This is a genomic window from Maribellus comscasis (assembly GCF_009762775.1).
Taxonomy (GTDB): domain Bacteria; phylum Bacteroidota; class Bacteroidia; order Bacteroidales; family Prolixibacteraceae; genus Draconibacterium; species Draconibacterium comscasis.
In genome coordinates this window covers 3,339,210-3,355,351 of the sequence record NZ_CP046401.1, presented here as the reverse complement: position 1 = coordinate 3,355,351, position 16,142 = coordinate 3,339,210, and the positions used below count along the sequence as shown (strand labels likewise).

The 16,142-nt window shown below is 38.3% G+C and carries 12 protein-coding genes; 5 read left to right on the top strand and 7 right to left on the bottom strand.

Features of this window, described 5'->3' with window-relative positions:
* The first annotated feature begins 109 nt into the window (after positions 1-109).
* The 4 genes from GM418_RS32065 (at position 110) to GM418_RS13380 (ending at position 5,292) form a co-directional block, all read left to right on the top strand.
* Positions 110-1,600, top strand: coding sequence for an ABC transporter permease (locus GM418_RS32065; RefSeq protein WP_425482384.1), 1,491 nt, complete (start codon positions 110-112; stop codon positions 1,598-1,600).
* Positions 1,601-1,642: 42 nt separating this feature from the next.
* Positions 1,643-2,017: a GxxExxY protein gene (locus GM418_RS13390; protein WP_158867100.1), complete on the top strand. Its 375-nt coding sequence runs from the start codon at positions 1,643-1,645 to the stop codon at positions 2,015-2,017.
* A 46-nt stretch (positions 2,018-2,063) separates the two neighbouring features.
* A complete protein-coding gene (locus tag GM418_RS13385; protein ID WP_158867098.1) occupies positions 2,064-2,750 on the top strand; it encodes an ABC transporter ATP-binding protein in 687 nt (228 codons plus the stop codon).
* Positions 2,751-2,883: 133 nt separating this feature from the next.
* The gene (locus GM418_RS13380) at positions 2,884-5,292 is read left to right on the top strand and encodes an ABC transporter permease (protein ID WP_158867096.1); all 2,409 of its coding nucleotides are present in this window, start codon (positions 2,884-2,886) and stop codon (positions 5,290-5,292) included.
* A gap of 143 nt (positions 5,293-5,435) precedes the next feature.
* Here GM418_RS13380 and GM418_RS13375 read toward each other — a convergent pair whose 3' ends face one another.
* The 3 genes from GM418_RS13375 to gltX form a co-directional block, all read right to left on the bottom strand.
* Positions 5,436-6,617 carry an MFS transporter gene (locus GM418_RS13375; protein ID WP_158867094.1) on the bottom strand — a complete coding sequence of 394 codons (1,182 nt, stop codon included), beginning with the start codon at positions 6,615-6,617 and terminating at the stop codon, positions 5,436-5,438.
* Between the two features lie 114 nt (positions 6,618-6,731).
* Positions 6,732-7,898, bottom strand: a complete 1,167-nt coding sequence (locus GM418_RS13370; RefSeq protein WP_158867092.1) for an ATP-binding protein — start codon at positions 7,896-7,898, stop codon at positions 6,732-6,734.
* 145 nt (positions 7,899-8,043) lie between these two features.
* The gene (gltX, locus tag GM418_RS13365; protein ID WP_158867090.1) at positions 8,044-9,576 is read right to left on the bottom strand and encodes a glutamate--tRNA ligase; all 1,533 of its coding nucleotides are present in this window, start codon (positions 9,574-9,576) and stop codon (positions 8,044-8,046) included.
* 133 nt (positions 9,577-9,709) lie between these two features.
* On the opposite strand from gltX, the gene kbl reads away from it, so the two are divergent.
* Positions 9,710-10,897, top strand: a complete 1,188-nt coding sequence (gene kbl, locus GM418_RS13360) for a glycine C-acetyltransferase (RefSeq protein ID WP_158867088.1) — start codon at positions 9,710-9,712, stop codon at positions 10,895-10,897.
* A gap of 87 nt (positions 10,898-10,984) precedes the next feature.
* Here the strand turns inward: kbl and GM418_RS13355 are convergent, their stop codons facing one another.
* From GM418_RS13355 to GM418_RS13340, 4 genes are all read right to left on the bottom strand, one after another.
* The gene (locus GM418_RS13355) at positions 10,985-13,567 is read right to left on the bottom strand and encodes a beta-mannosidase (protein WP_158867086.1); all 2,583 of its coding nucleotides are present in this window, start codon (positions 13,565-13,567) and stop codon (positions 10,985-10,987) included.
* Between the two features lie 228 nt (positions 13,568-13,795).
* Positions 13,796-13,984, bottom strand: coding sequence for a YgaP family membrane protein (locus tag GM418_RS13350; protein WP_158867084.1), 189 nt, complete (start codon positions 13,982-13,984; stop codon positions 13,796-13,798).
* A 120-nt stretch (positions 13,985-14,104) separates the two neighbouring features.
* The gene (locus GM418_RS13345; RefSeq protein ID WP_158867082.1) at positions 14,105-14,533 is read right to left on the bottom strand and encodes a C-GCAxxG-C-C family protein; all 429 of its coding nucleotides are present in this window, start codon (positions 14,531-14,533) and stop codon (positions 14,105-14,107) included.
* A gap of 91 nt (positions 14,534-14,624) precedes the next feature.
* Entirely contained in the window at positions 14,625-15,821 is a 1,197-nt protein-coding gene (locus GM418_RS13340; RefSeq protein WP_158867080.1) for a phosphoglycerate kinase, read from the bottom strand.
* Positions 15,822-16,142: the final 321 nt, after the last annotated feature.

The following is a 16,142-nucleotide window of genomic DNA, read 5'->3' as shown; positions in this document are numbered from 1 at the left end:
AGAAACAGAATATCGTTTACAACCGGCAACCGATATCTATTTAGATTCCAACAATTTGACAGGAAACATCTATAGCCGGACAGGAAATGCCAACGAACTCAAATATTACATCGGAATTGCACTGGTTATTTTATTTATAGCTATTCTCAATTATATTTTTCTGACCAAGGCAAAAATACTAAGTCGCCTGACAGAAATCGGGGCAAAAAAAGCGTTGGGAGCTTCAAATAATATTATAAGAAAACAGGTTTTACTTGAATCGAATATGATTTCTGCTTTAAGTCTGATGCCGGCAGCAATTATTATTATCACCGGTATTCCTTTTATAAATTCAACATTACAGAAAACTGTAGGAGAAGAAGTTTTTGGGATGTGGCAAACCTGGGGAATGCTCGTTGCTGTAACTTTACTTACCGGTACGCTTTCGGGAATATTTATAGGAACTAATATTTCCAGGACTTCAGCAGTAGTTTTGTTAACCGGAAAAATGCAGCGACAACAAAAAAGCCACAAATTAAACCATTCATTTTTAAGCTTTCATTTTGCCATTTTTATTATTCTTGTTGTAAGTGTTTTTACTTTTAAAAAACAAATCAATTACGGACTCACCAATTTTAAGTCAATCGACCCAAACAATGTTTTGGTTTGTGAGCTAAACAGTCCTGAGTTACAAAAACAGGCACAAGTAATCCAAAACGAATTGGAGCAAAATCCAAATGTAATTTCCACAGCTGGCTCTTCATTTATACCACCTTTTAATGCCTTTCTTCCGATTAAATTAAGAACAGAGGAAGAAACAGTAAGATTCGACGGATTAATTATGGGAAAAGGGATGATTCCTCTTTTGGGAATGGAAATTATAGATGGTGAAGCTTTTGGGGAATTCAAGCAGGATGGCAGAACAAATATAATTATCAACGAATCTACAGCGTTGGAATATGATATTAAAGCAGGTGATTTATTGAACGGATTTACAGTCCGTGGAATTGTTAAAGATTTTAATGCCCATTCGTTACATTCGCTTATTCAACCCATGGTAATACTACAGCAACACCCTGAAAAGATGCGGTTGCTGGCTGTCAAAACAAACGGAAAAAATGACAAATCAATAATTGAAACAATCGACAGACTGGTAAGCCAAATCTCACCCGAGTCGGTATCTGAAGTTACATATTTAACGGACCAGATTAACCAATTTTATGAAAGAGAACAAAATCAGGCCAAACTAATAACTGCATTTTCGTTGTTATCAATATCATTGGCAATAATGGGATTGTTTGGTGTTGTTTTAATCACGATTTCAAAACGAACAAAAGAAATTGGCATTCGTAAAGTAAACGGTGCCAGGGTTACTGAAGTTGTGGAGATGCTTAACAAAGATTTCCTTACATGGGTGATTATAGCCGTTGTAATTGCTGTTCCGGCTGCATGGTACGCGATGCACCGGTGGCTCGAAAATTTCGCCTATCAAACCTCTTTGAGTTGGTGGCTTTTTGCCATTGCAGGAGTATTGGCCCTGGCAATTGCCTTGTTAACTGTTTCATTCCAGTCGTATAAGGCAGCGACCCGAAATCCGGTAGATAGTTTGAGGTATGAATAAAATGTCAGAATCGGGATTTACAAGATGAACAGGATTTAAGAGATGGAGAAAATTGATGACAATTTGACCTACAAAATTATTGGTTGTGCAATGAACATTCACAATACTCTTGGCAATGGCTTTCAAGAGGTCATATACCAAAGATGTTTGGCAACAGAATTAGAAAAGCAAAGTATAAATTATGAAAGAGAGAAAGAAATGCCCATTTTTTATGAAGGTATTGAGGTGGGAAAAAGGAGGGCTGATTTTATAATTGAAGAAAAAGTGATGGTTGAAATAAAAGCCATCATCCAACTTGAAAATGTACATTTAGCTCAAGGATTAAATTATTTGACAGCTTACAATATAAAGAAAGGATTATTGATAAATTTTGGTTCTGCCAGTCTTCAGGTTAAAAGATTATTTAAAAGGAAGTAATCCTAAAATCATTAAATCCTGATTCAGACAATTAACAGCTAAAGATATGATACAATTAAAAAAAATCGACAAGTATTACGACGCTAAATTTCAACGAACCTTTATTTTAAAAGGGGTAAACCTGGAAGTAAAACAAGGTGAGTTTGTAACCATTATGGGCCCCAGTGGTGCCGGCAAATCTACTTTACTTAATATTATTGGATTGTTGGATGAAGCGAGTGCGGGCGAGTATTATTTCTGGGATGAACCTGCCCATAAAATCAAAGAAAAACAAAAGGTGCAATACCATCGCAGCCATATTGGTTTTATCTTTCAGGCCTTTCATCTCATCGACGAACTGAATGTATATGAAAACATTGAAACACCTTTGGTTTACCGAAGTGTAAAAGGAAAAGAACGAAAAGCTATGGTAGCCGACCTGCTCGACCGTTTTAATATGGTTGCAAAAAAAGATTTGTTCCCCAGCCAGCTTTCAGGTGGACAGCAGCAGTTGGTAGCCATTGCCCGGGCAATAATTGGAAGCCCAAAATTGTTGCTTGCCGATGAGCCAACCGGAAACCTGCATTCAGAACAAGGCGAAATGATAATGAAATTGTTGAAAAAGCTGAATGAGGAAGGAATGACAATTATCCAGGTAACACACAATGAAGATTTTGCACAATACGGAACCCGCGTTGTCAAATTAATTGATGGACTCATTCGGGAAGACTATCAGGTAGAAAACAGAAAATGATTTTTTGAAGTAGCAAAAAACAAATCGCAAATATCACGATTGTTGCAGGCCACACTAAATTTGTCGATTTGAATTTTAATGATGTCCTTCAGATTTTGTATCATTAGATTCAAAATACGAAAAATCAGATGCAATGATTCTAAAAGTAGTAATACGAAACCTGTTAAAACATCCTTTTTTAAACCTTGTAAAGGTAATTGGGTTAAGCCTCGCTTTGACAGGAATCGTCTTTATAGCTTTATTTCTCAAAAATGAGCTGAGTTACGACAGCTATCATTCAAAATCGGAAAGGATTTACAGGTATACCATAACCGAACCTGATTTTTTAGGTGGAAAGCATTTTGCCCGAACAATTAATCCCGGCTACATTCCCCAATTAAAAGAAGCAATTCCTGAATTGGAAAACTTCACCCGCCTAATGCCTGTTAGAGGCGGGCTTATAAAATACGACGAAAGATTTTACAACATCAATGAAGCATTCGAATGCGACAGTACTTTTTTCCAGGTTTTTGATGCCAGGCTTTTAATTGGCGATAAACAAAAAGTTCTGGAAAATCCGGCATCAATGGTCGTAACCGAAAGTTTCGCAAAAAAAGTTTTCGGAGATACAAATCCTGTCGGGAAAATATTGACACTGCCGGCTGGCCAGTTTTACGGCGAAACGCAGGACTTCACGGTGCAGGGAATGATGAAAGATTTCCCTTCAAACAGTCATTTCCATCCCGATTTTATAACTACTCCCGGTGCAGATCAGTTCGCCAATTCGTGGGCATGGACCTACCTTCTGCTGGCTGAAAATGCCAATCCTGAAAATGTAAAATCGGGTATTTCAGCCTACTTAAAGAATAACCGGGAGACAAATCCGGAGGAAATGAATACGCAGGTATATTTACAAAAACTTGGTGATATCCATTTAAAATCGCACAAACTCAGGGAAATAGAACCGGCCGGGAGTCTTACAAATATTTATGTCCTGACAATTGCAGCACTTATTTTACTTCTTATTTCCATAAGTAACTATGCCAATTTAAACATGGGAATGGCCGGATTTAGTGCTAAATACATGTTTGTAAACAAACTTTTAGGATCATCAAAATATTCTATTGTCAGTTATTTTTTTATTGAAGGATTGTTTATTGTTGCAGCAACTTCCGTACTTGCCCTGATGATAGCTTTTCCTATAAACTCTCTGATAGCAAAAATGTACGGATTGAATCTGTTAAACGGGAATACATTTTCTGTAGCTGTTATTGTTCTTTTATTCAATTTGTCTGCACTAATTCCTGGCATGACACCTGTTTTAAATTTTGACTCTTCTTCATTCAGAATCAGAACAAAAAGAAATGCTTCTCCGAAAATGGCGAAAGGAAGAGTTAGCAGTGCATTAATTATTTTTCAATACGGATTTTCCATTGCCCTGATTGTCTCTGTAATTGTTATTTCAAAACAAACAAAATACGCATTAAACAGTAGTATTGGAGTAAATGAAGATAACATTGTTTGCTTTGAATCGGTGCACTCAAGCATACAGCAAAAATTTAAAGTTTTAAAAGAAGAGTTGCTGAAATACAATAGTATTGAATCCGTTTCTGCCATGATGGAACCTCCGGGAGGCGAAGCAAACGACATGTTCCCTTTTGAAATGGAAGGTTATAAAACAGATGAACAGAACCAGGAATATGACAGGATCGGCGTATTTCCCTGTGACTATTCCTTTACCTCTATTTTTAATCTGCGATTTTTAAGCGGAGAAAACTTTTCTAAAAAAAACACCGACGCTGACGGTTCAGGCGAATATATTATAAATGAAGCCGCAATGCACCGCTTAGGGTATTCCGAACCGGATAAAATAACCGGCAAAGAATTTAAGTTAATTTTTTCAGCTCCCGGCTCGGGAATCGAAATTCCGGGTGGTAAAATTATTGGAGTGGTGAAAGACTTTCATCTTCAAAGCCTGAAAAACGCTGTTGAACCTCTTGTTTTTTTTAAACGTGAAAATTTATGGCTGATTAATTTAGTGATTTCTTATAAACCTGAAATGCAGGCTCAGGCTTTAAATGATATGAAAACGGTTTGGAACTCATTGTTCCCGGAATATCCTTTTCAGTACAAACATGTAGGTGCCATGTATAAAAAAGTTTATAAAGCCGAACTGTTGCAGGCAAGATTGCTCTCTGTTTTTACAATAATTGCCTTGTTTATCAGTTCCATGGGATTATTTGGCATGGCACTTATAAGCACCCAACGCCGGGTAAAAGAAATTGGTGTAAGAAAAGTAAATGGTGCACGGGTCTCTGAAATAGTTACCATGCTTAACAGAGATTATCTGATGTGGGTGGGTGCTGCGTTTATTATTGCCAGCCCGGTTGCCTGGTACACAATGAACAGGTGGCTCGAAAACTTCGCTTACAAAACCGGTTTGAATTGGTGGATATTTTTAGTAGCCGGGTTACTGGCCCTGGGGATTGCTTTATTAACGGTAAGTTTTCAAAGCTGGAAAGCGGCTACCCGGAATCCGGTCGAGGCATTACGATATGAGTAAAGTATAGATTACCGGTAACAAAAAGATTTGGAACAGAAGCATTGAGAGATGAATAGCTGAAAATAAAGACTCCAGATGTCACACAATTTTTAAAATATTAGCAATCAACACAAAAATCAAAAACTACTTTAAACAAATTTTCATTAAGCTTTTTTTGTTCGCCACTTTAAAATCACCACCGAAAGAGCCAAAATAAACGGCAGGTTAATCAAAAGCAAAACCTTCCATCCCACTGCAAATATAAACCAACCGGCAGAAAGTGAAGCAACTGCCTGTGTTCCAAAAATTACAAAATCGTTTACCGCCTGCACCTTAAACCGCTCGCTGGGTTTATAACATTGCGGAAGTAAAGTTGTTGCTCCGATAAACAAAAAGTTCCAGCCCACACCAAGTAAAATAAGCGATACCCAGTAATTGCCTAAATCCTTTCCGGCAAATGCAATGGCTATACAAATCAAATACGCAACCAATCCGGTTATCATCATTTTAGACAGTCCCAGTTTTTTGATGATCCACGCTGTAATTAACGAGGGCAAAAACATAGCTACAATATGGCTTTGAATAACCCATTTTGTGTGGCTAAGCGAATGTCCATCCATAACGTGCATGCTAACTGGAGTGGCTGTCATTATAAAACTCATGACAGCATATCCAATGGTGGCACTTAATATAGAAACCCAAAACACGCGTTGTTTAAATATTTCCTTTAATGGCCGCTGCAGACTTTCATTGGCTGTTTCCCTAGGGATCGGATTTTTGAAACCTGTTAGAAAAAACATCGCAATCACAAATAATCCTGCCAATAAAATAAACGAACCAGCAAATTCTACTTTTAATAAATCCTTGCCAAAAAGAGCAATTTCCGGCCCTAAAAATGCAGCAGCAATACCTCCTACCAAAACCATCGACGCGGCCTTTGGAATCAACTCTTCTGAAACACTTTCCATTGACGCAAACCGGAATTGCATCACACAGGAATAAGTTGCCCCAAACAAAAACGTACTAAAACAAAACAGATAGAAATTTGAGGCAGAAATAGCATAACTGGCTAAAAAAGCTACAAGTACCGAATATATGCCAATAATAAAAAATGAACGCCGTCGTCCGATTTTGTTCATTAAAAAAGTAACCGGTGGAATTGTAACGGCAGTCCCCACAACAATACTTGCAACAGGTAATGTTGCCAGATTTTCAAGTGGTGCAAGCTGAGCCCCTACCAGTCCCCCCACAAATACCACCATTGAACTTACAGATAAAATTAAAGCCTGAGAAGCGGTCAGAATCCATACATTTCGCGGGAGACTGGTTTTTGTTTGGTCATTCATTCGGTAATCGTTAATGTTCTTATGTTTACTATTTGAAACAGATAACACCAGAACAACGATTAACCTCTGGAGAATGTTCGTTGATATATAATTGCAATAATGATGTCTTGGCAATCAGAGTAAAGGAAAATATTTAAAAATAAAAGTTCTCAACGAACAGACCCTGACATTATTTTTAATCAAATAATCGTCAGATGACGGCGTAATCACATAATTTACTGGTGCATTTAAATCGTCAAATGCAAAAAAATTTCCTTTTGTGAGATGTGGTGAGTTTGAATATTTTATTTCGGCAGTTGCAACTACATTTAAGCCTTTGGTAAATACCAGATCCACTTCTGCCCCGTGATGTGTACGATAAAAATAGATATCAATTTTATTCTTTTTCAATGCGAGAATTTGATTTATTACAAACGATTCCCATGAACTGCCAATAATCGGATTTCCAGCCAGATCTGTAAAATCCGATATCCCAAGCAACTGATGTAAGATTCCAGTGTCTGTAAGGTAAATTTTAGGTGATTTTACCAATCTTTTCTGCATGTTCCATGAAAACGGGTGCAGGCTTTTTAACAAAAATGCTTCTTCGAGGAAGTCGATATATTTTTTAACTGTTGGCGTACTTAATCCCAGAGATTTTCCGATTGCTGTTGCATTTAGCAACTGTCCATTTAAATGGCCCATCATAGACCAAAGGTTACGAATTACGTTTGGTGAAGCATTTAAGCCCAACTGTAACAAATCCCGATTCAAATAGGTGCTGATAAAATTGGCCAGCCATTGTTGAGCGCGGTCCTCGCTTTTTGCCAATAAAGCCTTTGGAAATCCACCTCTAAGCCACAAATCATTTTGTGAAATAGTGTCAGGCGATTCAAGCATGTCGATAGGATATAATTGATGATAAGCAATTCTTCCGGCCAAAGATTCTGATGAGTGCCTGATTAATTCAGGTGAAGCAGAGCCAAGCAACAAAAACTGACCAGGTTTGTTGGCTTCGTCAACCAGAGAGCGCAGCAAAGGATATAAATCTTTCTTAAGTTGAACTTCATCAATTACTACTAATTTGTCTTTGTGTTGTGACAGAAAAAGTTCCGCATTATCTAGTTTAAAGATATCTGAAGTTCGTTCTAAATCCAGATAAATTGAAGGAGTTTGAATTTCTGTTATGATTTGTTTGGCCAGCGTTGTTTTTCCTACCTGCCTGGGGCCTATTATCGAAACTACCGGAAAATAAGCTAATGATTCATTTATATTGTTAATAATTCTCCTTCTAATCATCATTATATTTTAAATTTTCACGGTAAATATACAATTTCATGCGTGAAAATCTAAAATAAAAATTTAATATTTCACGGTTGCAAATTGATTTTATATGTGAAAATCTAAATCAGATTTTATTTTTGTTTACAGAAGAATTTGTAAAAAATCAAATTGAGATAATTTTAACTGCTGATTCTATTCTGGAAATGGTTTCTTCTTTGCCCAGTATTTCGCAGATTACAAATAAATCGGGCCCCAGGTTTCCACCAACCAGGCACAAACGAAGCGGATTCATGATTGCCCCGAAGCTCCACTCTTTTTCATTCATAAAAACGGAAAATGGTTCTTTAATCGACTCTGCTTTCCAATCTTCTATATTTTCAAAAAGCTCGGCAATAGCAGAAAGTTTCCCGGGCGTATCTTCTTTCCAGCGTTTTTTTACAGTTTTTTCATCGTAAGATTCAGGTGCTTCAAAAAAGAAATGACTTTGCTCCCACAAATCAGAAACAAACTCACAACGTTCTTTTACTTCAGCTACAACACGTACAATTTTTTCATCGCTTGCAGCAACACCCTTGCCCGTCAAAACCGGTTTAAAAAGCCGGGCTAATTCCGTTTCTGTTTTTTGCTGAAAATAATGTTTGTTAAACCACTTGGCCTTTTCAGGATCAAAACGCGAACCCGATTTCACCACACGTTCCAGACTAAAAATTTCAGATAATTCTTCGATCGAAAAGAATTCCTGCTCGGTTCCGGGATTCCATCCTAATAAAGCCAGCAAATTGATAAAAGCTTCGGGGAAATAACCATCCTCGCGATAACCTCGGGAAATATCTCCGGTTTTCGGGTCTTTCCACTCCAGTGGAAAAACAGGAAATCCCATCTTATCGCCATCGCGTTTACTTAGTTTCCCTTTGCCAACCGGCTTTAAAATAAGCGGTAAATGCGCAAACCGGGGTTTGGTTTCTTCCCAGCCCAGTGCTTTATATAACAGCACATGCAGCGGCATCGAAGGCAGCCACTCTTCTCCACGAATAACATGTGTAATTTTCATCAAATGGTCATCAACCACATTGGCAAGGTGGTATGTGGGCATTCCATCCGATTTAAAAAGCACTTTGTCGTCGAGACTTTTTGTTGTATTAAACGTCACAGTCCCACGAATTAAATCGTCTTCCGTAACATCCAAATCTTCCGGCATTTTAAAACGGATAACGTAATTATCACCTGCTTCTAGTTTTTTATGAACCTCTTCAGCAGATAAATTCAATGAATTATTGAGATTTTCGCGTGTTCCGATTCCGTAGGAAAAAGTTGCTTTATTTGCTTCGGCTTCCTTACGTAGTGTGTCAATTTCTTCAGGAGTATCAAAAGCAATATATGCCCGGCCCGATTCCACCAGTTGATCTGCATATCCTTTATACAGCTCCTTTCTTTCGCTTTGCCTGTATGGTCCAAAATCACCGCCAATTCCGGGGCCTTCCAACGGATTCAACCCGCACCATTTCAAACTCTCAATAATGTATTCCTCCGCTCCCGGCACAAAGCGGGTTTGGTCAGTATCTTCAATACGAAGGATAAAATCTCCGCCATTTTTTTTTGCAAAAAGGTAATTAAATAAAGCGGTTCTAACTCCGCCCATGTGCAGTGGACCAGTTGGACTTGGGGCAAAACGTACCCGAACTTTTGAATTGCTCATTGCTCTTTTTTTGAATTCGGTGCAAAGATATAAGAAAGCATTTAATGTGGAATGAATATTTATTTATGTCTTTTATCACTCTTTATTTCCACGTCATTCCATAATTTTGTGTTGAACTTTAATAAGTCCTTATATGTACGGAAAAATCAAACAAGATCTGCAAAATACACTGGAAGAATTAAAAGAACAAGGTTTATACAAAACTGAAAGAATCATTACATCTTCGCAAAGTTCAGAAATTAAAGTCGTTGAAGAAAAAACTGTATTAAACTTTTGTGCTAACAACTACCTTGGTTTAGCCAATAACCCTGAAGTGGTTAAAGCAGCACAGGATATAATGACCGACTGGGGTTTTGGTCTTTCTTCGGTTCGTTTTATATGTGGCACACAACAAATTCACAAAGAACTGGAAGAAAAAGTGTCCGAATTTCTGGGAACGGAAGATACAATTTTATACTGCGCCGCGTTTGATGCAAACGGCGGAGTTTTTGAGCCTCTGTTGGGACCTGAATCTGCCATTATTTCAGATGAACTAAACCACGCTTCTATTATCGATGGAGTCCGCCTATGTAAAGCGCAACGTTTCAGATACAAACATTCAAACATGATGGAACTGGAACAATGTTTGGTTGATTCTGCAGCTGCACAATATCGCATTGTGGTAACCGATGGTGTTTTTTCAATGGACGGCGATATGGCAAAACTACCGGAAATTGTTGCGCTGGCTGAAAAATATGATGCACTGGTAATGGTTGACGATTCGCATGCAACTGGTTACATTGGAAAAACGGGACGGGGAACAGCAGAACATTTTGGCTTGCTTGGCAAAATCGATATTATTACAACCACTTTTGGGAAAGCCATGGGGGGAGGAAACGGCGGTTGTACTTCGGGCAGAAAAGAAATCATAGAGATGTTGCGCCAACGCTCACGCCCCTACTTGTTCTCAAATACCCTTGCCCCTGCTACGGTTGGAGCTACGCTAAAAGTTATTGATATGCTTTCAGAATCAGGTGATCTACCTGCAAAAACCATGGCTAATGCAACACACTTCCGAACAAAAATGCAAGCCGCAGGTTTTGATTTGGTGCAAGGAGATACAGCAATTGTTCCGGTAATGATTTATGATGCTCCGCTGGCTGTTAAATTTGCTGATGAACTGCTAAAAGAGGGGGTTTATGTCATCGGTTTTGTTTATCCGGTTGTTCCGAAAGAAAAAGCCAGAATCAGGGTTCAACTGTCTGCTGCTCATTCAACAGAACAAATTGACAATGCAGTTAACGCATTTATCAAGGTTGGAAAAAATTTGGATATAATTTAAAGATCAATTCTATAAAAAGAAATAAAAAGCTGTCTTTCTATTTACAAAAGACAGCTTTTATTTTCAGAATATGATATGTTTCGGCTATTAAAAGGCACTTTCCAGTGTTCTTATTGTCAACACTTCATTTAAACGGGCCTCCGAAATGTTGGTTTTCAAATGGATTCCCACACTCTCCATCGGCAGCAGATCAAAATAATTATCAGAGAAAAATCCTTCTTCATTTCCAATTTGCAGATAAATATTTTTAGCCAGTTTGTCCGTTTTCAAATCAATTGTATAGCCATCGTCATCTTTTTCCAGGGCATATTCAATTTTTGGTGTTGGAACCCTCAATTCCTTGTATGGCCTGAAATAGAAATTGTTTTTTGATATTATCTCTCCATTTTCTCTCAATTCTGCTGAAAATACCAGGTTTTGCAGACTCTTTCTGTAGGTAAACTCCCATCGGTTAACATCAAAATAGTCATCGCTTGAATTGGCCGGAATTTCGACCAGTGAAGCTTCTTCCCAAATTACCTGTCCGTCAAAATCCATCAACCTCAAGTAGAGCTCAGCATTAACCGGTTGTAATCTGTCGTTCACAATTCCTACCCTGAATTTTGCCCCATCAATATACGGACTAACCAAAACCGGTTCAAAACCTTTTTTTACATAATACTGTAAGGCCTTCCATTTTTGGTAATAATCGGTTGAACTCCATGATGCTACCGGCCACACATCGTTAATTTGCCAATACAAACTTCCCATACAATAAGGCATCGCCCGGCGGTGTCCTTCCAATCCAAATTTAATCCCTTCGGCCTGCAAAACATGATTAACATACAAAAACGACTCAAAATCTTTTGGAGTATTGTATTCCTGGTTCATGTAATATTCGATTGTCCCGTTACCAATGGAAGAACGCTGGTGAGATTTCATTACTTCTGAAAAAATATCATAGTCTTCCGGAAGCGCGTATTTCTCAACCGATGCCATTTCGGGAAACGATTGAAAACCATATTCACTCATAAACCGGGCTAAATGAGTTGCATAGGTTTCAAATGGCTCTTTCCCCCACCAAACGCCCCAGTAATGTTCGTCTCCGTTTACCAAATCGGCTGGAATGCCCAGGCCCGAAGAGGGGCTTGATCCCCAGTAACTCCTTTGCGGGTCATATTCTTTTACTACATCAGGTAAAACTTTATGGAAAATATCGACATAAGATTGCCAGATTTTGTCGGCATTTTCTTCACTTTTGGCTCGCTCTGCCTTTTCCCACCCCCAGCCTTTCCAGGCTGCAAGAATTTCGTTATTTCCACACCATAAAGCAATACTTGGGTGATTCCGTAAACGCTTTACATTATCTACAGCTTCCTGTTTTACGTTGTCTAAAAACGCTTCATCGCCCGGAAACATCGCACAGGCAAACATAAAGTCCTGCCACAAAAGTATGCCGGCTTCATCACACAGATCATAAAAAATATCATTCTCGTAAATGCCACCGCCCCAAATACGCAACATATTACAATTTGACTGTCTGGCTGTTTCAACAACCTTTTGATAATTCTCATCACTTACCCGTGGCAAAAAAACATCGTTGGGAATATAATTGGCACCTTTCATAAAAACAGGATGTCCATTCAATTTGAAATAAAATGATTTGCCATCCTCGTCCTCTTCTCTAACCAATTCGAGAGTTCGAATACCAATCCGCGTAGTCTCAGCAAGGTTGAGATCCTCTATTTTAACATTCGCTGAAATATTATATAAATGAGGGTCGCCCAAACCGTTGGTCCACCAAAGTTTAGGATTTTCAATTTGAAAGTCAACCGAATATTTGTTTGTTCCGGCTTTTAACTGAACCTGTGAAGAAGCCAACTGCAGACTATCGCTTTTTACAAAAAGGGTTGCTGTTTGATTTTCAAGCGCTGTAATTTCAAACACGGCTGTAAAAGCTGCAAGCTCTTCCGTTACATCATTTTGAACAATCTGAAGGTTTTCAATTTTCGCCAAATCCCAGGCTCTAATATAAACCGGACGCCATATTCCGCTGGTCACCAGTCGAGGCCCCCAGTCCCAGCCAAAATGATATCCGGCCTTGCGCGTATACACACTTACCTTCTTTCCATCTTCCACCTGTCCGATTTCAGCTAAATCGTTGTCGGAAACCGGGATTTCATAACCCTGTGCGTCGTATTTTTTTATGCCCTCAACTATAGGAGAACGAAGAATAATAAGCAACTCATTTTCACCTTCCCGTATCGCGTCTTTCATGTCCGCTGTCCATTCCCTGAACATATTGTCAGCCTCCAAAACCTGTTTACCATTGACAAAAACGTCAGCATAAGTATCTAAGCCCTTAAAATCAAGTTCTATTTTATCTCTCGCCAGCAAATCTTCATCGGCAGTAAAAGTGGTCTTGTACTCCCAATCTGCTTTGTCAATCCATTGAACGTCGTGTTCATTTAACCGGTAAAACGGGTCTTCTATTTTCCCGTGCGCCATCAAGTCGGTATGAACCGTTCCCGGGACAGTAGCCGATAACCACTCAGTTGCTCCACTTTGACGAAAAAACCAGTCTTTATCCAATTCCGTTTGAATTTTTTTGTTGGATTTTTTGGAATCACAAGCCAAAACTGACATAAATATTATGGTGGTTAAAACGATAATTAAATTTCTGACATTCATAGTTTCATTTGATAATTTTGGAGCGGTAAAAATGTAAAAACAACTTTATTTCAGCAAATAAAAATGTGGATACTATTTAATATTTTTGTAAACAAACGAACCAAACAGATCTTAAAAAAACTGAAGAACAGTCGATCTACAAAGAGTCAGCTACCGATTTTTAGAGGCCGGTTTAACCCACAAAAAAACGGAAAGTATTTACTCCCCGTTCTTTTATAAAATTTTTTCCTATTCTTTATTTTTAAGGGTAGAAATGTTAAAAGGCATATACAATAGACAAACTTTAAAAAGGCCTGTAGCCAGTGGGATAATTCCTATTAATCCCCACCAACTGTCAAAAACAACTCCTAAAATTGCAATAATTAAACCAAGAATTATTCTTAATAAACGATCTGTTGTACTTACATTATATTTCATAGCAAATAAACTTTAGATTCTACACAATTAAAAACAACTCAATAGAACTTTTGTTTTAATCAACAGATAGGTGTTGCAGCAAAATCTATCGTTTCCTGGTAGAAACGTTCAAACTATATCTTAGAAATTCTCCTCCAAAATTGTACATGCTGTTTTAATAAATTCAGGACATTTTTTTTGAAATACCTCGGCTTCAAGAGCGGCATTGGCTCCTTCGGGCGTTGAAATATCAAAACCTGTTAGCACTTTACAGGTTAATGCCCCATGTTTCTCCCGAAACAATTCGTTAAACCTTATAACTTTAGATTTGGTAATTGCTTTGTCGGTTGGATCTGAAGTTGTATGTCCGTGTTTCATCCCAATAACCATGTAGGAACCGGTAACAGCTCCACAGGTTTCTGCGCAAGCCATTCCTCCTCCAAAACCACTGGCAATTTTTAAAGCTACTTTCTCATCCAGTTCCAGTTCAGGAGCAAAAAGAACAAACGTTGCCTGTGCGCAATTAAATTTTGGATACAATCCACTTACCAGATCGGCTTTTTTTGTCATTTTTAATTTAAAGATAATTCAATTTAACATCATAAAAAACCCGATTCGCAAAAAATGAACCGGGCCTTTCAAATATATTGTTTGCTTTTGTCTATTCGCCACGAACAGCCGCAACCCCGGGAAGAACTTTTCCTTCGAGGTATTCCAACAATGCACCACCGGCAGTTGAAATGTATGATACTCCGGGAGCAATTCCGAATTGGTTAACCGCCGCAACCGAGTCGCCGCCACCAACCAATGAAAAAGCACCTTTTTTAGTTGCTTCAACAATAGCAGCACCAACCGCTTTTGTTCCGGCAGCATATGTTTCCATTTCGAAAACACCAACCGGGCCGTTCCAAAGAATTGTTCCTGAATTTTCAATCACTTCTTTCATTTGAGCAACACTTTCCGGACCAGCATCCAAACCTTGCCATCCGTCAGCAATTTCGTTGGCCGCACAAATTTTTGTGTTAGCATCGTTGCTAAATGCATCGGCAGCAACTACATCGGTAGCAATAATCAGTTTTACGCCTTTTTCTTTGGCCAGTTTTTCAATATTTTTTGCTGTTTCAATAAAATCGTCTTCGCAAATTGAATCACCAACTTTTCCGCCGTTCGCTTTTACAAAAGTATAAGTCATTCCACCTCCTAAAATCAGGTTGTCAACTTTGCTCAACAAGTTTTCGATGATGGTAATTTTTGAAGAAACTTTTGCACCACCCATAATTGCAGTTAACGGGCGTTGCGGGCTTTTAACCACTTTATCCAAACTTTCAACTTCGCTTTCAATCAGGTAACCAAACATTTTGTCGTTCGGAAAATATTTAGCGATAACAGCTGTAGAAGCGTGTGCACGGTGCGCCGTTCCAAAAGCATCGTTTACCCAGCAGTCGCCGTTTTCAGCCAGTTTTTTTGCAAATTCCTCGTCACCGGCGGTTTCTTCTTTGTAAAAACGCAGGTTTTCTAAAATCAAAACTTCACCCGGTTTGATTTCGTCAGCCATTTTTTTCACTTCTTCGCCAATACAATCCGGAGCAATTTTTACAGTTGCACCATCAAGTAATTCAGACAAATGAGCAACCAATGGTTTTAAAGAGAATTTATCTTCCGGTCCGTTTTTCGGACGGCCAAGGTGGGACATGATGATAGGAGAACCACCACCTTCAATAATTTTTTTGATAGTAGGAAGTGCAGCCCGCATACGGGTGTCGTCAGTAATTTCAAAATTCTCATTTAACGGCACATTAAAATCAACACGAATGAGGGCTTTTTTGCCTTTAAAATCGTAGCTACTAATAGTTTGCATTTTATTATTTTTTTGAGTTTTTTCGAAAATCAACCAAAGATAAGAAATTAATCTCGTGAAAAACAGGAGTGATTTTTAAGTAAACCGAATTTAATGTTGTAATAAACTTCAAATACCTCAAACTGCGGATAGTGTGATATTGACTTTCGTTTATCTTTTCGTCATTCCTAAATCATGTCCGAATCTCTTTCCAATAATTAAATTGTTGAAACACGTTCAGCATAACGCACTGCAATTTTCGAAAATTGCCATAAGGCTGCCAAATTTCAAACAATTACCAACAATTGTTATCTGGTCTTTGATATTTGGTTATTTTTAACC